Raw genomic sequence first — 22,285 nt, forward strand, 5'->3', positions numbered from 1 at the left:
CCACCGCTATCGGGAGCAAGCCCCCTCCCACACAAATCTTTTCCCACAGGGATTGTGTTGGCTTATTCGTTGTAGATGTCCTGATCGCCGAAGTACTTCTTCTGGATCTGCGCGTAGGTGCCATCGGCCTGGACGGCGGCGATGCCCTTGTTGATCAGTGCACGCAATTCCTGGTCGTTCTTGCGCAACCCCATGGCGATATCCAGCGGCAGGGTCGGGTCCTTGAAGGCCGGGCCGGTCTTGAAGTCGGCGCCTTCAGGTTTGGACAGGAAGTTGAGCTGGGCTTCGAGTTTGTCGGTGAGGGTGGCGTCGAGGCGGCCGTTTTGCAGGTCGGCGTAGTTCTGTTCCTGGGACTGGTAGGCCTTGACCTGAGCCCCGAGCTTAGCCAGGTGCGCACGGGCATAGGCTTCCTGCAACGAGCCTTGCAGTACGCCGACCTGCTTGCCTTTCAACGATTCAGGCGTGTCGCCGAAGTCGGCGCTTTTGCGGGTGATCACGGAGGTTGGGCTGAGGAACAGCCGGTCGCTGAAGTCGATGACTTTTTCACGGGCCGGCGTCACGGCCATGGACGACATGATGGCGTCGAATTTGCGCGCGCGCAGCGCCGGGATCATGCCGTCGAATTCGTTGTGCACCCAGGTGCATTTGACTTCGAGCTTGGCGCAGATGGCATTGCCCAATTCGATATCGAAGCCTTGCAGGCTGCCGTCAGCGGCCACGGATTCAAAGGGTGGGTATTCGGGGAATACGCCGAAGCGGATTTCTTTCCAGTCCTGGGCGTGGGCGGCGCTGGCGCACAGTGGCAACAGCAACGCAGCGAAAAGTGATCGCAGTGGAATCATGTGTCAGTCCCTATATTTTGTAATTGATGTCAGGGCAGTAAAAAGGGTGCGGCTTGCATTCATTCGGTGACTCTTCGGTCGGGCTCAGAATGCTTGATGGTGATGCTTTTTTTGTGTCGTTTACCCGGTGCTCAAAGCGCAAATTGCGCTGTTAAAACAAGCATTGCAGCGGAATCGGCTGTTGCACACGCTGAATCGGCTTTTCAGCTGTGTAAGTCGGGCCTGCCCTCGGCGCAAAGGGGCAGGCCAGAGCGGTCTCAGGCGCGCTTTTTGTGCTGTGCGCGTGGCTGCTGGGCCAGGCGTGCGAACAGGTCTTTCGGGTCGGCCAGGTCCGGCACCAACTCCAACTCGCTGCCCACATCCAGAGCCTTGGCCACGTCGAGCACGTAGCGCAGGGCCGAGTAGTCTTCGATGGCAAAACCTACCGAGTCGAACAGGGTGATCTGGCGCTCATTCTCGCGGCCGGCTACCTGGCCGTTGATCACCTGCCACAGCTCGGTCACTGGCGAGTCTTTCGGCATGTGCTGGATCTCACCTTCGATACGGCTTTGCGGCTCGTACTCGACGATGACCCGGGCGCGCTCGACGATGCGTTGGTCCAGTTCGGTCTTGCCTGGGCAGTCGCCGCCCACGGCATTGAGGTGCATGCCTGGTTCGATCATCTCGTCAGTAAGGATGGTGGCGTAGGCCTTGTCCGCGGTCACGGTGGTGACGATATCCGCGCCCTTGACCGCTTCCGCCACGCTGCTGGCCAGGATCACCCTGATCGCCGGGAAGGCCTTGAGGTTGGCTGCCAGTTTGGCGGTGGCCTTGGCGTCGATATCGAACAGGCGGATTTCGTTGATGCCGAGCATGGCGTGGAAGGCCAGGGCCTGAAACTCGCTCTGCGAGCCGTTGCCGATCAACGCCATGCTGCGGCTGTTGTCTCGGGCCAGGTAACGCGCGACCAGCGCCGAGGTGGCGGCGGTGCGAATGGCGGTAGTCAGGGTCATTTCTGCCAGCAGCACTGGTTTGCCGGTGTCCACGTCGCCCAACGCACCGAACGCCATGACGGTGAGCATTCCGGCGAGGGTGTTTTTTGGGTGGCCGTTGACGTACTTGAAGGCGTACAGCGACGCGTCTGACACCGGCATCAACTCGATCACGCCATCCGGCGAGTGGTTGGCCAGGCGCGCGCACTTTTCAAAATCCTGCCAGCGCAGGTAGTCCGCGCGAATGTACTCGGCCATCTCGGTGATGCAGGTTTGCAGGCCTTTTTGCGAGACCAGGTAGCTGAGGTCGTTGACGTCGATATAGCGGGTCATGGCAAGACTCCTTATTGAAATGAGGGGCGGGCGGGCAGGTGCACTTCCGCGAGCATGCAGCGGGCACTGCCGCCGCCGATGCGTTCGATGTTGTCGATATTCACCACCACAGGCCGCGTATGGCGTTCCACATGCTGGCGCTGGGCCGGTTGCAGTGCGCCCCAGGCGCTGGCAGACATCACCAGCAGCGGCTGGCCGTCACGGTCGTGGACTTCAAGCATGTTGCCGGCGAAGGCTTCCAATTGGTCGAAGTCGAGGGCGAGGATGTCCTTGCCGGTGTCGCGCAGGGAGCGTTCCAGGGCCAGGCGTTCGTTTTGGTCGGGCAGGGCTTGCAGGCACACCACCGACAGGTCGCGGCCGACGCTCATCATCACGTTGCTGTGGTAGATCGGCGCGTGGTGGCGGTCTACCGCATGGAATACGCAGAGCCGGTAGTCGAGGCGTTCGGCGAATTCGCGCAGCGCATCCTGATGGGTGCGCCCGGAGTGGCAGGCGTAGCTGATGCGGTGTTGGCGGTCGAGCACCATGCTGCCGGTGCCTTCGAGGAATATGTTCTGTTGTTCGAGATGGCTGAGGTCGATGGTGCTGTTGATCGCAAAACGTTGCTCCAGCACTTGCAACACACCCTTGTTGCGCTCCAGTCGTCGGTTCTGGCCTTCCATCGGGTACAGCACCAGGCTGCCGTCGGCGTGGCTGCTCCACCAGTTGTTGGGGAAGATTGAGTCGGGAGTGTGGGGCGCCGGAGTGTCCTGCACCACCAGCACTTCCACGCCGTGCTGGCGCAGGGTGTCGACATAACCGTCGAACTCTTCCAGCGCTTTCTGCTGTGCGCTGAGCGGGTCAAGGGGCGGGCGTTGAAAGCGGTTGTTGATCGCAGTGTCCGGGTTGAAGGCAAAGCGCGCCGGGCGAATCATCAAGACGGTGTTGGTGGTTTGCATGGGTGCACGGATCCATGAGTAAGGCGGTGAACAAAGATGCAGTGGGGCTATTTTGTGGCTTGTGCGGGATGAATCCCGGCTGAAACCCAGGGGCGGCTCAGCCGGGAAAGCTGAAAAGGGGGGTAGGCCAGCCGAATCGGCTGCGAGAGGTGGAATGCGGTCAAAATGTGGGAGGGGCAAGCCACCTCCCACATTGGTACAGTGGCGCCTGTTATAGCGCCGTCAGCCAGGAGGAATCATGTCTACCGCCGTTCGTCTCGCCCAACCCACCGATGCCGAAGGGATCAGCCAGGTCATCCTGGCGGCCCTGCACAGCAGCAATGCGCGGGATTACCCGGCGGACGTGATTGCCCGTGTGGCGAGCAACTTCACGCCGGACGCGGTGTTGGCCTTGCTCAAGCGCCGTGTCGTGCTGGTGGCGATTGAGGATCAGAGGGTGGTCGCCACGGCGGCACTTGATGCCAATGTGGTGCGCTCGGTGTTCGTCAACCCGACCTTGCAAGGGCAGGGCATTGGCCGGTTGCTGATGATGGAAATCGAACTACGCGCCCGCGAAGCAGGAGTCACCGTATTAAGTGTGCCGTCTTCGCTGACCGCCGAGCCGTTCTACACCAAGCTGGGGTTTCACACGGTGCGCGATGTTTACCATGGCAACGAGCGCACGCTGGTGATGGAAAAGACGTTGTCATCGCGCTACCCCATCGGGCCATATCGCGATCGTCCGCATCGCGCGCAGGTGATTGAGCTATGGCAGGCGGCGTTTGGTTATGACACGGCCCATAACCTGCCGAGCCTGGCGATCGATAAGAAGCTGGCGGTCAATGACGGGTTGTTCTTCGTGGCGACGGATAAAAAAACCGTGATCGGCACCATTCTCGCCGGGTACGACGGGCATCGTGGTTGGCTGTATTCGGTGGCGGTGCACACGGACTACCGGCGTCATGGCCTGGGTTCTTCGCTGGTGCGGCATGCGGAACAGGCGTTGACGGCGCTGGGCTGCATGAAGATCAACCTGCAGATCACCAGTGGCAATGAGGCGGTGGCGGGGTTTTACGAGGCGCTGGGGTATGGGGTGGAGGCGAGGGTCAGCATGGGGAAGAAGATTGCCGAGAATATCCCGAAAGAGTCTTGAATACGCCGGAGAGCAAATGTGGGAGGGGGCTTGCTCCCGATGGCGGTGTATCAGTCAACAGATTCATTGACTGACCCACTGCTATCGGGGGCAAGCCCCCTCCCACATGGGATATGCGTTGAGGCTGTTAGACCTTCACGATCCAACCCGCTGGCGCTTCGACGTCGCCGGTCTGCACACCGGTCAGCTCTTTGTAGAGCTTCTGGGTGATCGGGCCGACTTCGGTTTCGCTGTGGAACACATGCAGGTTGCCGTTGTACTGGATGCCGCCGATCGGCGAGATCACCGCAGCAGTACCGCAGGCGCCGGCTTCCTTGAAGTCAGCCAGCTTGTCGATGAACACTTCACCTTCGACCACTTCCAGGCCCAGGCGGGTCTTGGCCAGTTCGATCAGCGACAGGCGGGTGATGCCTGGCAGCACCGAAGGCGACTTCGGCGTGATGAACGTGTTGTCGTGGGTGATCCCGAAGAAGTTGGCCGAGCCGACTTCTTCGATCTTCGAGTGAGTCATCGGATCCAGGTAGATCGCATCGGCGAAACCGGATTTTTTCGCTTCAGAGCCCGGCATCAAGCTGGCCGCGTAGTTGCCGCCCACTTTCGCAGCACCGGTGCCTTGTGGCGCGGCGCGGTCGAAGGTGGAGATCTGGAAGTTGTGTGGCACCAGGCCGCCCTTGAAGTAGGCACCGACCGGAATGCAGAACACCGAGAAGATGAACTCCGGCGCGGTACGCACGCCGATGTTGTCACCGGTACCGATCACGAACGGGCGCAGGTACAGCGCGCCGCCACTGCCGTACGGCGGGATGAAACGCTCGTTGGCCTTGACCACCTGTTTGCAGGCGTCGATGAACACGTCGGTCGGCACATGGGGCATCAGCAGGCGGGCGCAGCTGCGTTGCATGCGCGCGGCATTCTGGTCCGGACGGAACAGGTTGATCGAGCCATCCTTGCAGCGGTAGGCCTTGAGGCCTTCAAAGCACTGCTGGCCATAGTGCAGAGCGGTGGAGCCCTCACTGATGTGCAGCACGTTGTCGTCAGTCAGGGAGCCTGCTTGCCACTCGCCGTCTTTAAAGTTCTGGATATACCGTTTGTCGGTCTTGATGTAGTCAAAACCCAGCTTGTCCCAATTGATGCTTTCGTTACCCATGACACCCTCTATCTTTGGTCAAGTCGGTTTTTTTCTGAATGGGCGCAACAATACTTCATTCTTGGCTTGTGTGGGAGCCACTGGGTGGACGCCTTCAGCCTCTGTATTGACCGATCCACCGCTATCGGGGGGCAAGCCCCGTCCCACATGTGGAATGCATTCCCCTGTGGGAGGGGCGGTGCGACGATTCGACTTGCCCCCGATGGCCTCACCACGGTTTTACAGATGCAACGCGTGGCCCAATGCGCGCAGCGCAGCTTCCTGCACCGCCTCGCCGAGCGTCGGGTGAGCGTGGATGGTGCCGGCTACATCCTCCAGGCGCGAACCCATTTCCAGGCTCAGGCCGAACGCAGTGGACAGCTCAGATACACCCACACCCACGGCCTGCCAGCCGACAATCAGATGATTGTCACGCCGCGCCACCACCCGCACGAAGCCGGTTTTTGATTCCAGGGTCATCGCCCGGCCGTTGGCTGCGAAGGGGAAACTCGACACGATGCAGTCCAGGCCAGCGGCCTTGGCTTCATCGGGCGTCTTGCCGACCACCACCAGTTCCGGGTCGGTAAAGCACACCGCCGGGATTGCCGCCGGGTTGAATTCGCGGTGTTGACCGCTGATCAGTTCGGCAACCATTTCGCCCTGGGCCATGGCGCGGTGGGCGAGCATCGGCTCGCCGCTCAAGTCGCCGATGGCGTACACATTGCGCATGCTGGTCTGGCAACGGCTGTCGATCTTGATTGCGGCGCCATTCATCGCCAGGTTCAGCGCTTCAAGGTTCCAGCCTTGGGTGTTGGGTTTGCGACCCACGGCCACCAGGACCTGATCGGTCTTCAGCGACACCGTATCGCCGTTCGGATCACGCACTTGCAGGCAGTTGTCGGCAAACCCGGTGACGCTGTGCTTGAGGTACAGCTTCACCCCCAGTTGCTTGAGAGATTCGTTCACCGGCTGGGTCAGCTCGGCGTCGTAAGCCGGCAGGATGCGATCCTGGGCCTCGACCACACTCACCTCAGCACCCAGCTTGCGATAGGCAATCCCCAACTCAAGGCCAATGTAGCCGCCGCCCACCACAATCAGGCGTTTGGGCACCCGGGTCGGCGCCAAGGCTTCGGTGGAGGAGATGATCGGCCCGCCAATCGGCAGCATCGGCAGGTTTACGCTTTTCGAACCGGTGGCCAGCAGCAGGTGTTCGCACTGGATGCGCTGGTCGCCAACATCGACGGTCTTGCCGTCCACCACCTTGGCCCAGCCGTGGATCACCTGCACTTTGTGCTTTTTAAGCAGTGCGGCGACGCCAGTGGTCAGGCGGTCGACGATGCCGTTTTTCCATTCAACGCTTTTGCGGATGTCCAGGGTCGGCACATCCACTTCGATACCCAGTTGCGAACCCTGGCTATGGTGGATGGTTTGCTGAAACTGCTCGGCCACATGAATCAAGGCCTTGGACGGAATGCAGCCGATGTTCAGGCAGGTGCCGCCCAACGCCTGGCCTTCCACCAGGATGGTCGGGATGCCCAGTTGGCCGGCACGAATGGCGGCCACATAACCGCCAGGGCCGCCGCCGATAATCAGCAGCGTGGTATGCAATGTCTGAGTCATGCCCTTACTCCAGGAACAGGCTGGCGGGTTGTTCGAGCAGGCCGCGAATGGCCTGGATGAATTGCGCCGCGTCCATGCCATCGACCACGCGGTGATCGAAGGAGCTGGAGAGGTTCATCATTTTGCGAATCACGATCTGGCCCTTGATCACCATCGGCCGCTCAACGATACGGTTGACGCCAACGATAGCCACCTCCGGCAAGTTCAGCACCGGGGTGCTGACGATGCCGCCCAAGGCGCCCAGGCTGGTCAAGGTAATGGTCGAACCCGACAACTCGTCACGACTGGCCTTGCCATTGCGCGCGGCCGTGGCCAAACGCGCGATCTCCTCGGCATTGCCCCACAGGCTTCGGGCTTCGGCGTGACGCACCACCGGCACCATCAGGCCCACGTCGCTTTGTGTGGCGACGCCCACATGCACCGCGCCGAGGCGGGTGATGACCTGGGCTTCGTCGTCATAACGCGCGTTGATTTGCGGGAAATCCCGCAGCGCCACGACCATGGCGCGCACGATAAACGGCAGTAACGTCAGCTTGCCGCGCGTGGCGCCATGCTTCTCGTTGAGGTGCACGCGCAGCTCGTCGAGGGCGGTGACGTCGATCTCTTCCACATAGCTGAAATGCGCGGCACGGCGGGTGGCGTCCTGCATGCGCTGGGCAATCTTGCGGCGCATGCCGATCACCGGGATCTGTTCTTCGGTGTTGCGTTCGGCGTAAGGGTTGGCTGCCGTCGAAGCGTTTGACGCCCCTTGTTGCAGGTAGGCGTCGAGGTCTTCGTGCAGGATCCGCCCGGCGGGGCCGGAGCCCTGGACCAGCCGCAGTTGAATTCCGGCATCCAGCGCATGCTTGCGCACGGCGGGGGAGGCCAGGGGGCGTTCATCGGCATCGCGGGCCACAGGGGCCTGTGCGGTCACGACGGGCGCGGGCTTGCTTTCAACCACTGGTGCAGGTTTGGCCTCGACAACGGGAGCAGCTTTCACCGGCTCCGCCACCACGGGCGCCTCCTTGGCGTTGCCCGCACCTTCTACTTCAATGCTGATCAGAATACTGCCCACGGCCATCACTTCACCCGGCTCGCCGCCAAGGGAAATCACTTTGCCGTGCACCGGCGAGGGAATATCCACCATCGCCTTGTCGGTCATCACATCCGCCAGCACCTGGTCTTCGACGACCATGTCGCCGACCTTCACATGCCAGACCGACAGTTCAACTTCCGCGATGCCTTCGCCAATGTCCGGCATCTTGATAACGTGCGTGCCCATTCAGACCTCCATGACCCGTTTCAACGCCGCGCCCACTCGGGACGGGCCTGGGAAATACGCCCACTCCTGCGCGTGCGGGTATGGGGTGTCCCAGCCGGTGACGCGTTCGATCGGCGCTTCCAGGTGGTGGAAGCAATGCTCTTGCACCAGCGCCACCAATTCGGCACCAAAACCGCAGGTGCGGGTGGCTTCGTGCACCACCACGCAACGGCCGGTCTTCTTCACGGATTTGACGATGGTCTCCAGGTCCAGCGGCCACAGGCTGCGCAGGTCGATGACTTCGGCGTCGATGCCGGTTTCTTCGGCAGCGACTTGGGACACATACACGGTGGTGCCGTAGGTCAGCACGGTGACTGCCGAACCCGGACGCACAATGGCGGCCACGTCCAGCGGCACGGTGTAGTAACCGTCCGGCACTTGCGCTTGCGGGTGTTTCGACCACGGGGTTACCGGGCGGTCGTGGTGGCCATCGAACGGGCCGTTGTACAGGCGTTTAGGCTCAAGGAAGATCACTGGGTCATCGTTTTCGATGGACGCAATCAGCAGGCCTTTAGCGTCGTAGGGGTTGGACGGCATCACCGTGCGCAGGCCGCAGACCTGGGTGAACACCGCTTCGATACTCTGGCTGTGAGTCTGGCCGCCGTAGATGCCGCCGCCGCAGGGCATGCGCATGGTCAGCGGTGCAGTGAACTGGCCGGCCGAGCGATAACGCAGGCGCGCCGCTTCGGAGATGATCTGGTCGGTGGCGGGGTACACATAGTCGGCAAACTGAATCTCAGCCACCGGGCGCAGGCCATAGGCACCCATGCCCACGGCCACGCCGATAATGCCGCTTTCCGAGATCGGTGCGTCGAACACCCGCGAGCTGCCGTATTTGGTCTGCAAGCCTTCGGTGCAACGGAACACACCGCCGAAGTAACCCACGTCCTGGCCGAACACCACCACGTTGTCATCACGTTCAAGCATCACATCCATGGCCGAGCGCAGGGCCTGGATCATGGTCATGGTGGTGGTGGTCATGGCGGTTTCCAATTCGATGCTGTTGTTGTGATCGTTCATGTCAGACCCCCAACTCTTGACGCTGGCGCTTCAAGTGCTCCGGCATCTCTTTATAGACGTCTTCGAACATGGTCGCGGCGCTTGGGATCTGGCCACCGGCCAGGGTGCCGTACTGTTCGGCCTGTTTCTGCGCGGCGATCACCTCGGCTTCAAGTTCAGCACTGACCGCCGCGTGTTCCTCTTCGGACCACTGGCCAATCTTGATCAGGTGCTGTTTGAGACGAGCAATCGGATCGCCTAACGGGAAGTGGCTCCAGTCATCGGCGGGGCGGTATTTGGACGGATCATCGGACGTGGAGTGCGGGCCGGCACGGTAGGTGACCCACTCGATCAGGCTCGGGCCGAGGTTGCGCCGCGCACGTTCAGCGGCCCAGGCGGAGGCAGCGTACACGGCGATAAAGTCGTTGCCGTCCACGCGCAGGGAAGCGATGCCACAGCCGACGCCGCGTCCGGCGAAAGTGGTGGCTTCACCGCCGGCGATGGCCTGGAAGGTGGAGATAGCCCATTGGTTGTTGACCACGTTGAGAATCACCGGCGCGCGGTACACGTGGGCAAAGGTGAGGGCGGTGTGGAAGTCGGATTCGGCGGTGGCGCCGTCGCCGATCCAGGCCGAGGCGATTTTGGTATCGCCCTTGATCGCCGAGGCCATGCCCCAGCCCACGCCCTGAACGAATTGGGTGGCGAGGTTGCCGGAAATGGTGAAGAAGCCGGCGTCTTTCACCGAATACATGATCGGCAACTGGCGACCCTTGAGCGGGTCGCGCTCGTTGGACAGCAGCTGGCAGATCAGGTCCACCAGTGGCACTTCGCGGGCCATCAGGATGCTTTGCTGGCGGTAGGTGGGGAAGCACATGTCGTCGATGTTCAAGGCCAGGGCCTGGGCGCTGCCGATGGCTTCTTCGCCGAGGCTTTGCATGTAGAACGACATTTTTTTCTGACGCTGGGCGACCACCATGCGGTTGTCGAAGATGCGCGTCTTGAGCATCGCACGCATGCCTTTGCGCATGATGTCAGTGGAGACGCCTTCGGCCCACGGTCCCAAGGCTTGGCCCTGGTCGTCGAGTACGCGGATCAGGCCCTTGGCCAGGTCGGCGGTGTCGGCGGGTTCTACGTCGATGGCGGGTTTGCGCACCAGGCCGGCGTCGGTCAGGCGCAGGTAGGTGAAGTCGGTCTTGCAGCCTGGTCGGCCCGAGGGTTCAGGGACGTGCAGGCGCAGTGGTTCGTACTGCTGGGTCATGGCTTCTACGCTCGATCTTGTGAGTTTCTTGTAGTGGGCGCGCTAGCTGACAGTCAGTCTTCGGGTAGAAGAAATCTTGTCCTACAACAATCATAGGCGTGGCGTAGAAGAATATTTATCTCTGTTTCGTTGCGCCTGGGATCAATTGCGGATAAAAAACCTGCATAAACATAATAAACAGGTGATTTTGTCTCATGCGCAAACTGGACCGTACCGATATCGGCATTCTCAACGCTCTGCAGGAGAATGCCCGCATCACCAACGCCGACCTGGCCCGCTCGGTCAACCTGTCGCCCACGCCGTGTTTCAATCGGGTCAAGGCGATGGAGGAATTGGGCCTGATTCGCGAGCAGGTCACGCTGCTCGACGCCGATTTACTGGGGCTGCACGTCAACGTGTTTATCCATGTGAGCCTTGAAAAGCAGAACGAACTGGCGTTGCAGCAGTTCGAAGGCGCGATTTCCGACCGGCCCGAGGTGATGGAGTGCTATTTGATGGCCGGTGATCCGGACTATTTGATTCGGGTGTTGGTGCCGACGATCCAGTCGCTGGAGCGGTTCATGATGGACTTTCTGACCAAGGTACCGGGGGTGGCGAATATCCGCTCCAGTTTTGCCCTCAAACAAGTGCGTTACAAAACAGCATTGCCGCTGCCAAGAGATGGACTGATGGTCTAATAAAGTGGCGCGGTTTCCCTTGGCACGTTAATAGTTAGCTAGACAACTAAACTCGCTATTTAAATATTTAGGGTTGCCAATAAAAAAATACCTAATTAGTCACGTATTTTTCACGTCTGGTTTAACACATTAATCCCCATCAGGCCGTGAAGTTCGCGGCCCAGGAAAGGGGTGCGCCGCGATGTCCATGAGAGCCTTGAAGCTGAACTTCCGTACCACACTTTGTTTTGGTGTGGTGTGTCTTTTGCTGTTGATCCAAGGAGCAATGACGCTGATAAAAGTCGATAAAGTCTATTCATCGACGGTTGAAATCGAATCTAACTGGCTTCCCAGTATTCGTTCGGCAGGTGAGATAGATTCGGCTTTTTACAAACTTCGTCTTGATCTACGCCGTTATGCCATGGATATCGGGCGCCAGGATCCGACCTCCCTTGAGAAGCTCAAAGCGACGCGCAAGGAAGCCCTTGATATTGCAGAGCGTTATGCGCCGTTAGTCTCAAGCCCCGAAGAACAAGCCAAGTACAACGACGCATTGACCGGCATAAAGAACTACAGCCAGAAGATGGATGAGTTCCTCGCGCAAGCCTCGACGTTGTCTGCTGAACAGATGTCGACTTATTTGCGTGACGTCAATGGGCCGATTGCCCTTGATGTACAGCGTTCCATCAGCGAGTTGATCGCGTTGAATTCCGGTGGCTCCAATACGGCGGTTCAGGTGGCTTCCAGCGAATATGACGCGGCGCGTCTGTTCACTTGGATATTGATGGGCACCTCCTTGATGGTCACCGTCGTGGTTGCAAGCCTGTTTACCCGCAGCATCATTACTCCGGTCCGTGAACTGTTGGTATCAACCGGCAAGATTGCTGACGGCGATCTGCGCGTGGCGATTGCCATCAATGGCAACGACGAGTTGACCGAGTTGCAACGATCTACCGCGTCTATGCAAATGAACCTGAAAAGCACCTTGCAGCATATCTCGGAAGCGTCCGGGCAATTGGCGGCGGCGGCGGAGGAGATGAGCGCCATTACCCGCGAGTCCAGCGCCGGTATTGAACGCCAAAGCATGGAAACCGATCAGGCCGCGACGGCGGTTAACGAAATGACGGTGGCCGTGGAAGAAGTGGCGCGCAATGCGGTGTCGGCTTCCCAGTCAACACAGGATTCCCAGCGTTCGGCCAAAGTCGGCCAGGAGCGTGTGAAGCAAACCATCGCCTCCATCGAGAAGCTCAGCGCCACGGTGCAGCAGACCGGCGTCGAAGTCGAAGGGCTGGCCAAGCAGGCCCAGGATATTGCCCGAGTGGTTGAAGTGATCCGTTCAATTGCCGAGCAAACCAACCTGCTGGCCTTGAACGCTGCCATTGAGGCGGCCAGGGCAGGGGAGCAGGGCCGAGGCTTTGCGGTCGTCGCCGACGAAGTACGGGCATTGGCCCATAGAACCCAGACCTCGACCCAGGAAATCGAGCAGATGATCGCGAAAATCCAAACATGCTCCAGCGAAGCGGTGTCTTCCATGGCCCTTAACCGCAACGAAGCAGTGGATTCATTGAAGATCGCCCATGAAGCGGGCGCCGCGATTACTCAGATCACCGACGCCATTACCGACATCAATGACCGCAACCTGTTGATCGCCACGGCCTCTGAAGAACAGGCCCATGTGGCCCGCTCGGTGGACCAGAACCTAATCAGCATCCGTGATCTTTCCATCCAGAGTTCTTCGGCGGCCGGTCAGACGTCGATTGCCAGCCAAGAGCTGTCGCGGCTGGCGGTGGACCTCAAGCAGATCGTGTCGAAATTTGCCGTAGCCTGATCACACCTGCGTAACACCCTCGGAACATTCAATGGCATGGACGCCATGCGGGGCGGCTTTAGAGCTGGTTCAACGGAATCTTCAAGTAAACCACCCCGTTTGCCTCCGCTGGCGGCATATGACCGGCCCGCACATTCACTTGGATCGCCGGCAACAACAGCGTGGGCATCCCCAGCCCAGTATCGCGTTGGGTGCGCATCGCCACAAACGTCGCTTCATCCACTCCGTCATGCACATGAATATTGCCCGCTCGCTGCTGCGCCACGGTCGTCAGGCATTTTGCCTCGCGACCCTCGGGCGGGTAGTCATGGCACACGTACAGCTGCGTGTCGGGAGCGAAGGCCAACAGCTTGCGCATTGACGCATACAGCTGCCGCGCATCGCCGCCAGGGAAGTCGCAGCGGGCCGTGCCGACATCGGGCATGAACAGGGTGTCGCCGACCAGGATCAATCGATCCTCGATCAGATAAGCCATGTCCGCCGGGGTGTGGCCGGGCACGTGCAGCGCCTGGGCCTTGAGGTTGCCGATGTGAAAGATTTCATCCGGCGCAAACAGGTGGTCGAACTGCGAGCCGTCGACGCGAAATTCCGGCTCCAGGTTGAACAGGTTCTTGAACACGCCCTGCACCTTGCTGATCGACTGACCAATGGCGATCTTGCCGCCCACTGTCCGGCGCAGGTACGGCGCGGCGGACAGGTGGTCGGCATGGGCGTGTGTCTCCAACAGCCACTGCACTTGCAAGCTGTGCTCACGCACAAAGGCAATAACCTTGTCGGCCTGGGCGGTGTCAGTACGCCCGGAAGCCGGGTCGTAGTTGAGGACCGAATCGACGATGGCACAGGGGCCGCCGTCCGTTTCATAGACGACGTAGGTGTAGGTCGACGACGTCTCGTCCAGAAAGGAATGAATCAACGCTGACATGACGGCTGCCCCTGATGCTGAAAAAAGTGATTACAATCACTTTACATTTACACATAATGTTTTGAGCTTAAGTGAGGCAAAGGACCCGAGGCAAATGGAATCTACTCTGAGTGAAGGCGAAGTCGCCCAGTTGCGCGCGTCGGCGTCCAAGGCCTGTGCGTTGCTCAAGGCCCTGGCCAATGAGGATCGCCTGTTGATCCTGTGCCAGTTGACCCAGGGCGAGCGCAACGTCGGCGAGCTGGAAACCATGACCGGCGTGCGCCAGCCCACCCTGTCACAACAGTTGGGCATCTTGCGCGACGAAGGGTTGGTCGCCACCCGTCGGGAAGGCAAGTACATCTTCTACGGGCTGGCCAGCCACGAAGTGATCCAAGTGATGAAAACCCTGTCCGGGCTGTACTGCGGCGCGGTCATAAAAAGCTGGGCGTGACGCCATACGGCAACGACCCTTGTGTGCATTGACGATAAAAGGCATCAGACCATGACCGAACAACACTGGGGCCCAACCATCAGTGGCGATATCGTTGTCATCGGCGGCGGTTCGGCAGGCATCGGCCTGCTGACCAGCCTGCTCAAGCGCGACCCCGACCTGAACATCACCCTCATCGAACCCAACGACCACCATTGCTACCAGCCGGCCTGGACCCTCGTGGGCGGCGGCGCCTATGACCTGAAAAAGACCCGCCGCCCGTTGGCCGACGTGCTGCCCAATGGCGTCACCTGGATACAGGCAGCGGTCAGCGAGGTGCTGCCGAACGAGCAAACCCTCTTACTCGACAGCGGCCAGCGTGTGAGTTGGCAGCATCTCATCGTGTGTCCCGGCCTGCGCCTGGCCTGGGAGGCTATCGAGGGCTTGCAAGACACCCTCGGTCAGCACGGTGTCACGTCCAACTACAGCTACGAATACGCCGCCTACACCTGGCAGTTGGTGCAGCAGTTGAAGGGCGGCAAGGCGATCTTCACCCAGCCGGCCATGCCGATCAAATGCGCCGGCGCGCCGCAGAAAGCCATGTACCTGTCCTGCGATCACTGGCTCAAGCAGGGCCGTCTCAAGCACATTGATGTGGAATTCAACCTGGCCGGCGCGGCGCTGTTCGGGGTGGCGACCTTTGTGCCGCCGTTGATGAAGTACGTTGAAAAATACAACGCGCGCCTGGCGTTTAATTCCAATCTGGTGAAAGTTGACGGTCCGGCACGCAAGGCCTGGTTTGCAGTGAAAGACGCCGAGGGCAATACAACGGTTGAAGAGAAATCCTTCGACCTGCTGCACGTCGTCCCGCCGCAAGTCGCCCCGGACTTTATCCGCCAAAGCCCGCTGGCCGACGCCGCCGGTTGGTGTGAAGTGCACCCCCATACCCTGCAACACCTGCACTACCCGCACATCTTCGGCCTGGGCGATGTGTGCGGCACCACCAACGCCAAGACCGCCGCCGCCGTGCGCAAGCAGATCGTGGTGGTTGCCGAAAACCTGCTGGCCCTGCGTAAGCAAGCAACCTTGCCGCTCAAGTACGACGGCTACGGGTCCTGCCCGCTGACGGTGGAGAAGGGCAAGGTGGTGCTTGCCGAGTTCGGCTACGGCGGCAAGTTGCTGCCGACTTTCGCCCTCGATCCGACCAAGGCGCGCCGTTCGATGTGGTTCCTCAAGGCTACGCTGCTGCCTTGGTTCTACTGGAACGGCATGCTCAAGGGCCACGAGTGGCTGACCCGTCTGAGCAAGGTGGACTGAATGCTGCTGGCCAGTGTGTTGGGTGTGTTGATGGGCCTGGTCATGGGCCTGACCGGTGCGGGCGGCGGCATCCTTGGGGTGCCGGCGTTGGTGCTGGGATTGGGCTTGAGCATGACCCAGGCCGCGCCGGTGTCTTTGCTGGCGGTGGGCGCGGCGGCGGCTGTCGGTGCGATTGATGGCTTGCGCCACGGCCTGGTGCGTTACCGCGCCGCGCTGCTGATCGCCTTGCTCGGCGCGCTGTTTTCGCCGCTGGGGGTGTTTCTTGCTCACCAAATGACGGAACCGGTGCTGATGGGCTTGTTCAGTGCGCTGATGGTGCTGGTGGCCTGGCGCATGTTGCAGCGTGAAAAGGTCGAGGCCGGGCCGAGTGATCACGGCGCCGCCTCCTGGGGCCAGAAGAACTGCATGCTCAATCAACAGACCGGACGCCTGGCCTGGACCGCCAAATGCAGCGCCACCCTGGCCGCGCTCGGCGCCGTGACCGGTGCGGTCTCCGGTTTGCTCGGCGTGGGCGGAGGCTTCCTGATCGTGCCGGCGTTCAAACAACTCACCGACGTGCAGATGCGCGGCATCGTCGCCACCTCGTTGATGGTGATCAGCCTGATCTCGCTGATCGGCGTGGCCGGTGCGTTGCATGCCGGTGTGAGCATCGAACCGGTGGGCTGGGTGTTTATCGCCGCCAGTATCGTCGGCATGCTGGTCGGCCGGCGCCTGTGTTCCGTGATCCCCGCGCGCACCTTGCAGGTGGGGTTTGCCAGTCTGTGTGTACTGGTGGCTGTGGGCATGTTGGCCAAGGCCGGTCTTACGCACTAAGTGCCGGGCCTGTGACCGGGCCCGTCTTACACCAGAGTTGCCGGGCACCCGCTGCCCGTCCAAAGCACCCTGAAACCACGGCCAAGGCAGCGTAGGCCGTGGCCTGGCGCTTTTCGATAATCGCCTCCGACATCAAGTCCCCGTTGCGGAGCGCGCCATGCATAACAATAAAAATCTCCCCCTGCGTCTGTTACCTGCTTTTATCGTCGGCCTTAGCCTCAGCCCATTCGCTGACGCCGAAATCATGCTGTACGACAAGGACGAAACCACCTTTTCCACCGACGGCTACATCAACGCTTTCTACGTCAACAGTGACGTGGACCGCGCCGGCGACCAATACGACCGCCGCCAATCCCGGGTGAAGATGGGTTTTCTGCCCAACTACTTGGGCTTCAACATGGGCAAGCAGGTCGACGACCTCAAGCTCGGCGCCCGCGCCTCGTTTTGGGTGACGATCAACGACAGCGAAACCAACGGCACCGACACCGCCATCGATGTGCGCCAGTTTTACGGCACCGTGGCGAACCCAGAGTGGGGCGAAGTGCTGATCGGCAAGGACTTCGGCCTGTTCGCCCGCTCCAATATCCTGCTCGATGAACTGCTCGCCGGTTACGGCCAGGTCAGCGACAGCCTTGGCCTGGTGGACGGCGGCGGTGTGTCGTTCGGCAATATCGGCAGCGGCTACCCGTACCCGTTCCCCACCTCGCAGATTACCTACCGCACCCCAATGATGGACGGCCTGCGCGTGGCTGTAGGCATCATGGACCCGGTGGACACCAACGACAGCAGCGCACTGGGCAAGGCCTACCAGAAGAACCCGCGCACCGAGAGCGAGATCACCTACCAGTTCGACCTGGGCGGGGCGAAGATCTACAGCTGGCTCAATGGCAGCTACCAGACTTCGGACAACACCGACTCCACCGTCGAATCGGTGACGTCCAAAGGCCTGGGCTATGGCGTACAGGCGAAAATCGGCGGCTTGTCGCTGACCGGTTCGGGCTTCCAGGCCAAGGGCATCAACCCGTTCTTCACCAACAATGCCGGGGAAGCCACCCTGCGCAATGTGGACAGCAACGGTTACCTGGTGCAAGGCTCGTACAAAGTGGGCAAGAACCGTCTGGCGCTGTCCTACGGCAAGACAGAGGACGACGGCAACGGCGTGGTGGGCAGCGGGGCGGATTATGAGACGCGCGGGATTGCGTTGTTTCATGACGTGAACGACAACCTGAAGCTGGTGGCGGAGTACAACCAATTCCAGATCAAGGGGCATGACACCCGTGCGCAGAATGAAGACACCGATACCTTTGCGGTAGGTGCAGTCCTGACGTGGTAAGCCATTCAAAAATGGGGCAGGGGCGGTGCGACGATTCGATTTGCCCTCCACAGGCAGAGGTATCTACACCTCTTTGGTGAAAACATATTCTGGGAAAATAGTGCTTTCGTGGTGAGCGGGGCAAGCCCGCTCACCAAAGCGTTATGCGTCGGCTTTTAGGCAAGGTGTAGATACCTATGCCCCGATGGGTGGATCGGTCAGTGGAGAGACTCATCCCATCGCATCCCCCCACCCAGTACCCAAGTAGCATAGGTCCCACCCCTCGCCCTTCGTACACTCATGCCTCAGAGGGGGAACCAACGATGCATAACAGTGAAGGCGTAATCAGCGCCATGTCCCAGGCCACCGACGCCGGGCAGGCGGCTGAGGAGTTGGCCCGTCAACTGCTGCACCCCTACCTGGGGTTTGTGCTGTTTTTCTGTTCGGCCTCCTACGATTTGCAGGCGTTGGGCCAGGCCCTGCAACAGTGCTTCGGTAACGTGCGCGTGGTGGGTTGCACCAGCGCCGGCGAGATCACGCCCCAGGGCTACGGCCGCAATTGCGTGACGGCGATGGGCTTTAACCACGCGCACTTTTCCATCGCCACCGAGCTGATCGATCAGGTGGAACACTTCAGCCTGATCGACGCCCAGCAGATGGTCGAACGTCTGGTCGGCGGTTGCCGCAGCAATACCCTGGCGCCGATCAAGGGCAACACGTTCGCCCTGACCCTGCTCGATGGCCTGTCCAGCCGTGAAGAGGTGGTGCTCGCGGCCCTCAGCGCCGCGCTTGGCGACATCCCGCATTTTGGCGGTTCGGCCGGCGACGACAACTTCCTCACCCACACCCACGTGTACTTTAACGGCGCCTTCCACAGCGGCGCGGCGGTGGTGGTGTTGGTCAATACCTGGCTGGACTTCGAGGTGTTTACCACCCACCACATTCTGCCGCGCAGTGAAAAGCTGGTGGTGACCGGCGCCGACAGCCCGTCGCGCCGGGTCTTCGAGCTCAACGCCGAACCTGCCGCCGAAGAGTACGCGCGGCATATCGGCGTGGCCGTGGCCGATCTCGATCACCGCGTGTTCGCGGCGCACCCGCTGGCGGTGCGCATCCACGATCAGTATTACGTACGCGCGATCCAGCAAGTGCACGACGACTTGAGCCTGAGTTTCTACTGCGCCGTGGAAAACGGCATCGTCCTCACCGTGATGAAGCCCGGGCCGATCCTGCCGAACCTGCAAACGCTGTTCGACGGCCTGCAAGCGCGCCTTGGCGACCTGCTGTTGACCATCGGCTGCGACTGCTTCCTGCGCCGCCTTGAGCTGGAAGACAGTGACAATCTGGAACAGATCGGCGGCTTCCTGCGTGACCAGCGGGTGATGGGGTTCAACACCTACGGAGAACAGTTCAATGGCATGCATATCAACCAGACCTTCACCGGGGTCGCCATTGCCCGAGGCCGGCGCTGAACTGCTCGCCCAGGTTGCCCAACTGCAACAGGACAACCACAAGCTGGCGCGGATCAACGCCGCGCTGATCGAGCGCATCGAGTCCGGCGTGACCCAGGGCAACAACCCCTACACCACCTTCCAGCATTCGGTGGTACTGGCCGAGCAAGTGCGTGAACGCACCGACGCGCTGAACCAGGCGATGGCCGAACTCAAGGCCAGCAACCACTTGCTGATCAACGCCCGGTTGCGTGCCGAAACCCTGCGCGGCGAACAGGTGGCGGCGCAGAAAGCCCAGGAAAGCGAGCGCTGGATTCGCTTGATCACCGACCACGTTCCGGCCCTCATCGGCTACCTGAATGCTGACCTGGTCTATGAGTTCACCAACAAAGTCTACGAAGAATGGTACTGCTGGCCGCGCGGCATGATGCTCGGCCAGAGCCTGCGCGAAGTCCACAGCGAACAGCACTGCCAGCGCCTGGACGCCTACGTCGCCCGCGCCTTGGCGGGGGAGAGCGTGACCTTTGAATTCGCCGAGACCAATATCAACAACCAGGAGCGCTACATGCTGCGCTCCTATGTCCCCAATCTGCTGGCCAGTGGCGAAGTGGTGGGGATCTTTGTGCTGATCCGCGACATCACCGAACGCCGCCGCACCGCCGAGGCCCTGCATCAAGCCTATCAACACCTGGAGCAGCGTGTCGCCCAGCGCACCTCGGAACTGACTGCGCTTAACGACCAGTTGCTCAAGGAAATCGACGAGCGCCGCCGCATGGAAACCCGCCTGCGCGAAGCCAAGCTCGAAGCCGAACAAGCCAACCTGTCGAAAACCAAATTCCTCGCCGCCGTCAGCCACGACCTGCTGCAACCGCTGAACGCCGCGCGATTGTTCACCAGCGCTTTGCTCGAACGCCCCAGCGAACAGTTGGTGCGCAACGTGAGCAATTCCCTGGAAGACGTGGAAAACCTGCTGGGTACTCTGGTGGATATTTCCAAGCTGGATGCCGGGGTGATCAAGGCCGACATCGCGCCGTTTGCCCTGAGTGAATTGCTCGACAACCTGGCAGCCGAATACACCGAATTGGCCCGCAGCGAGGGCCTGGAGCTGCATTTTGTCGGCTGCTCGGCGCTGGTGCGCAGTGATATTCAGTTGCTGGCGCGGATTCTGCGCAACCTGCTGAGCAATGCGATTCGCTATACCTACAAAGGGCGTGTGGTGCTGGGATGTCGCCGCCAGCACCAGCGCCTGTCGATCCAGGTGTGGGACAGCGGCATGGGCATTGCCGAGGAGCGGCTGGAGGAGATTTTTCAGGAGTTCAAACGCGGCGATGTGCAGCGTCCGGACCAGGACCGCGGGTTGGGCCTGGGGCTGGCGATCGTGGAAAAAATCGCGGGGATACTGGGTCATCGCATCAGCGTCAAATCCTGGCCGGGCCAGGGCTCGATGTTCTCGGTGGAGGTGCCGTTGAGCGCCACGGCGCCCAAGTCACTGCCGATGCTGGCCATGAGCGAACCGATGCTCGAACGCCTGCAAGGCGCACGGGTGTGGGTGCTGGATAACGACGCGGCGATCTGCGCGGGCATGCGCACCTTGCTGGAAGGCTGGGGCTGCCGGGTGATTACCGCCTTGTCGGAACAGGATTTGGCACGGCAGGTGGACAACTACCATGCCGAAGCCGACTTGCTGATCGCCGACTATCACCTCGACGACGACCAGAACGGTGTAGATGCCGTGGCACGCATCAACGCACGCCGGGCCAGTGCAATCCCGGCGCTGATGATCACCGCCAACTACAGCAATGAGTTGAAGCAACAGATCCGCGAATTGGGGCACACCTTGATGCACAAGCCAGTACGCCCGATGAAACTCAAGACCGCCATGAGCCACCTGCTCGGTCGGCCCTGACAAACGGAGATCAAGTGTGGGAGGGGGCTTGCCCCCGATGGCGGTGTTTCAGTCAAATAGATGTCGACTGACCCACCGCTATCGGGAGCAAGCCCCCTCCCACATTTTATTTGTGTTGTGTTTGGAAGATTGGCGGCGCAGTTACGGCCAATGAAGCCCAAGACTGCCACGAGCCACCCCTCGGTCGTCCCTGACAAACGTAGATCAAGTGTGGGAGGGGGCTTGCCCCCGATGGCGGTGTTTCAGTCAAGTAGATGCCGACTGACCCACCGCTATCGGGAGCAAGCCCCCTCCCACATTTGACCGGTGTTGTGTCTGGAGGATTGGCGGCGCAGGTACGGCCAATGAAGCTCAAGACCGCCATGAGCCACCTGCTCGGTCGGCCCTGACAAACGTAGATCAAGTGTGGGAGGGGGCTTGCCCCCGATTGCGGTGTTTCAGTCAAGTAGATGCCGACTGACCCACTGCTATCGGGAGCAAGCCCCCTCCCACATTTTATTTGTGTTGTGTTTGGAGGATTGGCGGCGCAGGTACCGCCAATGAAGCTCAAGACCGCCACGAGCCACCTGCTCGGTCGGCCCTGACAAACGGAGAACCAATGTGGGAGGGGGCTTGCCCCCGATGGCGGTGTTTCAGCCAAGTAGATGCCGACTGACCCACTGCTATCGGGAGCAAGCCCCCTCCCACATTTGACCGGTGTTGTGTCTGGAGGATTGGCGGCGCAGGTACGGCCAATGAAGCTCAAGACCGCCATGAGCCACCTGCTCGGTCGGCCCTGACAAACGTAGATCAAGTGTGGGAGGGGGCTTGCCCCCGATTGCGGTGTTTCAGTCAAGTAGATGCCGACTGACCCACTGCTATCGGGAGCAAGCCCCCTCCCACATTTTATTTGTGTTGTGTTTGGAGGATTGGCGGCGCAGGTACCGCCAATGAAGCTCAAGACCGCCACGAGCCACCTGCTCGGTCGGCCCTGACAAACGGAGAACCAATGTGGGAGGGGGCTTGCCCCCGATGGCGGTGTTTCAGCCAAGTAGAAGCCGACTGACCCACCGCTATCGGGAGCAAGCCCCCTCCCACATTTGACCGGTGTTGTGTCTGGAGGATTGGCGGCGCAGGTACGGCCAATGAAGCTCAAGACTGCCACGAGCCACCTGC

Annotated in this window: 18 protein-coding genes; 9 read left to right on the plus strand and 9 right to left on the minus strand. The window is 60.7% G+C overall.

Going from position 1 to position 22,285, the window contains the following annotated elements:
- Positions 1–62: 62 nt before the first annotated feature.
- The 3 genes from AOA61_RS01120 to ctlX form a co-directional block, all read right to left on the minus strand.
- Positions 63–842, minus strand: coding sequence for an ABC transporter substrate-binding protein (locus AOA61_RS01120; protein ID WP_032888149.1), 780 nt, complete (start codon positions 840–842; stop codon positions 63–65).
- A 257-nt stretch (positions 843–1,099) separates the two neighbouring features.
- Positions 1,100–2,146, minus strand: coding sequence for an ornithine cyclodeaminase (locus AOA61_RS01125; RefSeq protein ID WP_099600936.1), 1,047 nt, complete (start codon positions 2,144–2,146; stop codon positions 1,100–1,102).
- An 11-nt stretch (positions 2,147–2,157) separates the two neighbouring features.
- Positions 2,158–3,084, minus strand: a complete 927-nt coding sequence (gene ctlX / locus AOA61_RS01130; protein WP_099600937.1) for a citrulline utilization hydrolase CtlX — start codon at positions 3,082–3,084, stop codon at positions 2,158–2,160.
- A gap of 238 nt (positions 3,085–3,322) precedes the next feature.
- Here ctlX and AOA61_RS01135 point away from each other — a divergent pair, with 238 nt between their 5' ends.
- Entirely contained in the window at positions 3,323–4,216 is an 894-nt protein-coding gene (locus AOA61_RS01135) for a GNAT family acetyltransferase (protein ID WP_099600938.1), read from the plus strand.
- Positions 4,217–4,343: 127 nt separating this feature from the next.
- On the opposite strand, the gene AOA61_RS01140 is transcribed toward AOA61_RS01135, so the two are convergent.
- The 5 genes from AOA61_RS01140 to AOA61_RS01160 form a co-directional block, all read right to left on the minus strand.
- Positions 4,344–5,363, minus strand: coding sequence for a branched-chain amino acid aminotransferase (locus tag AOA61_RS01140; protein WP_099600939.1), 1,020 nt, complete (start codon positions 5,361–5,363; stop codon positions 4,344–4,346).
- A 219-nt stretch (positions 5,364–5,582) separates the two neighbouring features.
- Entirely contained in the window at positions 5,583–6,962 is a 1,380-nt protein-coding gene (gene lpdA, locus AOA61_RS01145) for a dihydrolipoyl dehydrogenase (RefSeq protein WP_095184356.1), read from the minus strand.
- A gap of 4 nt (positions 6,963–6,966) precedes the next feature.
- Positions 6,967–8,223 (minus strand): dihydrolipoamide acetyltransferase family protein, encoded by a 1,257-nt coding sequence (locus AOA61_RS01150; protein ID WP_032888137.1) that lies wholly within the window; start codon positions 8,221–8,223, stop codon positions 6,967–6,969.
- Positions 8,224–9,282 carry an alpha-ketoacid dehydrogenase subunit beta gene (locus AOA61_RS01155; protein WP_032888135.1) on the minus strand — a complete coding sequence of 353 codons (1,059 nt, stop codon included), beginning with the start codon at positions 9,280–9,282 and terminating at the stop codon, positions 8,224–8,226.
- A gap of 1 nt (position 9,283) precedes the next feature.
- Complete coding sequence (locus AOA61_RS01160; protein ID WP_032888133.1) at positions 9,284–10,519, minus strand: 3-methyl-2-oxobutanoate dehydrogenase (2-methylpropanoyl-transferring) subunit alpha; 1,236 nt, start codon at positions 10,517–10,519, stop codon at positions 9,284–9,286.
- Between the two features lie 194 nt (positions 10,520–10,713).
- Between AOA61_RS01160 and AOA61_RS01165 the strand changes: the two genes are divergently transcribed.
- Together AOA61_RS01165 and AOA61_RS01170 are read left to right on the plus strand one after the other, a co-directional pair.
- Positions 10,714–11,196 (plus strand): Lrp/AsnC family transcriptional regulator, encoded by a 483-nt coding sequence (locus AOA61_RS01165; protein ID WP_015884756.1) that lies wholly within the window; start codon positions 10,714–10,716, stop codon positions 11,194–11,196.
- A 181-nt stretch (positions 11,197–11,377) separates the two neighbouring features.
- A complete protein-coding gene (locus AOA61_RS01170; RefSeq protein WP_099600940.1) occupies positions 11,378–13,003 on the plus strand; it encodes a methyl-accepting chemotaxis protein in 1,626 nt (541 codons plus the stop codon).
- A 58-nt stretch (positions 13,004–13,061) separates the two neighbouring features.
- Here AOA61_RS01170 and AOA61_RS01175 read toward each other — a convergent pair whose 3' ends face one another.
- Positions 13,062–13,925, minus strand: a complete 864-nt coding sequence (locus AOA61_RS01175; protein WP_099600941.1) for an MBL fold metallo-hydrolase — start codon at positions 13,923–13,925, stop codon at positions 13,062–13,064.
- A 94-nt stretch (positions 13,926–14,019) separates the two neighbouring features.
- Here AOA61_RS01175 and AOA61_RS01180 point away from each other — a divergent pair, with 94 nt between their 5' ends.
- The 6 genes from AOA61_RS01180 to AOA61_RS01205 all read left to right on the plus strand — a co-directional run bounded on the left by AOA61_RS01180 (position 14,020) and on the right by AOA61_RS01205 (position 21,130).
- Positions 14,020–14,355 (plus strand): helix-turn-helix transcriptional regulator, encoded by a 336-nt coding sequence (locus AOA61_RS01180; RefSeq protein WP_017527038.1) that lies wholly within the window; start codon positions 14,020–14,022, stop codon positions 14,353–14,355.
- Between the two features lie 51 nt (positions 14,356–14,406).
- A complete protein-coding gene (locus tag AOA61_RS01185) occupies positions 14,407–15,651 on the plus strand; it encodes an FAD/NAD(P)-binding oxidoreductase (RefSeq protein ID WP_099600942.1) in 1,245 nt (414 codons plus the stop codon).
- Positions 15,652–16,464 carry a sulfite exporter TauE/SafE family protein gene (locus AOA61_RS01190; protein WP_095184360.1) on the plus strand — a complete coding sequence of 271 codons (813 nt, stop codon included), beginning with the start codon at positions 15,652–15,654 and terminating at the stop codon, positions 16,462–16,464. It abuts the gene before it with no gap.
- A 157-nt stretch (positions 16,465–16,621) separates the two neighbouring features.
- Complete coding sequence (locus AOA61_RS01195) at positions 16,622–17,797, plus strand: porin (protein ID WP_032888121.1); 1,176 nt, start codon at positions 16,622–16,624, stop codon at positions 17,795–17,797.
- Positions 17,798–18,099: 302 nt separating this feature from the next.
- Complete coding sequence (nosP, locus tag AOA61_RS01200) at positions 18,100–19,245, plus strand: nitric oxide-sensing protein NosP (protein WP_032888119.1); 1,146 nt, start codon at positions 18,100–18,102, stop codon at positions 19,243–19,245.
- Positions 19,226–21,130, plus strand: a complete 1,905-nt coding sequence (locus tag AOA61_RS01205; RefSeq protein ID WP_032888117.1) for a PAS domain-containing hybrid sensor histidine kinase/response regulator — start codon at positions 19,226–19,228, stop codon at positions 21,128–21,130. Before nosP ends, AOA61_RS01205 begins: the two co-directional genes overlap by 20 nt.
- Positions 21,131–22,285 lie beyond the last annotated feature (1,155 nt).

Source organism: Pseudomonas sp. 2995-1, assembly GCF_002742505.1.
GTDB lineage: Bacteria > Pseudomonadota > Gammaproteobacteria > Pseudomonadales > Pseudomonadaceae > Aquipseudomonas > Aquipseudomonas sivasensis.

Bases quoted from the DNA above. Each gene is read 5' to 3' on its own strand.
- AOA61_RS01120 (WP_032888149.1), bottom strand. From the start codon at position 842: ATGATTCCACTGCGATCACTTTTCGCTGCGTTGCTGTTGCCACTGTGC.
- AOA61_RS01125 (WP_099600936.1), bottom strand. From the start codon at position 2,146: ATGACCCGCTATATCGACGTCAACGACCTCAGCTACCTGGTCTCGCAA.
- ctlX (WP_099600937.1), bottom strand. From the start codon at position 3,084: ATGCAAACCACCAACACCGTCTTGATGATTCGCCCGGCGCGCTTTGCC.
- AOA61_RS01135 (WP_099600938.1), top strand. From the start codon at position 3,323: ATGTCTACCGCCGTTCGTCTCGCCCAACCCACCGATGCCGAAGGGATC.
- AOA61_RS01140 (WP_099600939.1), bottom strand. From the start codon at position 5,363: ATGGGTAACGAAAGCATCAATTGGGACAAGCTGGGTTTTGACTACATC.
- lpdA (WP_095184356.1), bottom strand. From the start codon at position 6,962: ATGACTCAGACATTGCATACCACGCTGCTGATTATCGGCGGCGGCCCT.
- AOA61_RS01150 (WP_032888137.1), bottom strand. From the start codon at position 8,223: ATGGGCACGCACGTTATCAAGATGCCGGACATTGGCGAAGGCATCGCG.
- AOA61_RS01155 (WP_032888135.1), bottom strand. From the start codon at position 9,282: ATGAACGATCACAACAACAGCATCGAATTGGAAACCGCCATGACCACC.
- AOA61_RS01160 (WP_032888133.1), bottom strand. From the start codon at position 10,519: ATGACCCAGCAGTACGAACCACTGCGCCTGCACGTCCCTGAACCCTCG.
- AOA61_RS01165 (WP_015884756.1), top strand. From the start codon at position 10,714: ATGCGCAAACTGGACCGTACCGATATCGGCATTCTCAACGCTCTGCAG.
- AOA61_RS01170 (WP_099600940.1), top strand. From the start codon at position 11,378: ATGTCCATGAGAGCCTTGAAGCTGAACTTCCGTACCACACTTTGTTTT.
- AOA61_RS01175 (WP_099600941.1), bottom strand. From the start codon at position 13,925: ATGTCAGCGTTGATTCATTCCTTTCTGGACGAGACGTCGTCGACCTAC.
- AOA61_RS01180 (WP_017527038.1), top strand. From the start codon at position 14,020: ATGGAATCTACTCTGAGTGAAGGCGAAGTCGCCCAGTTGCGCGCGTCG.
- AOA61_RS01185 (WP_099600942.1), top strand. From the start codon at position 14,407: ATGACCGAACAACACTGGGGCCCAACCATCAGTGGCGATATCGTTGTC.
- AOA61_RS01190 (WP_095184360.1), top strand. From the start codon at position 15,652: ATGCTGCTGGCCAGTGTGTTGGGTGTGTTGATGGGCCTGGTCATGGGC.
- AOA61_RS01195 (WP_032888121.1), top strand. From the start codon at position 16,622: ATGCATAACAATAAAAATCTCCCCCTGCGTCTGTTACCTGCTTTTATC.
- nosP (WP_032888119.1), top strand. From the start codon at position 18,100: ATGCATAACAGTGAAGGCGTAATCAGCGCCATGTCCCAGGCCACCGAC.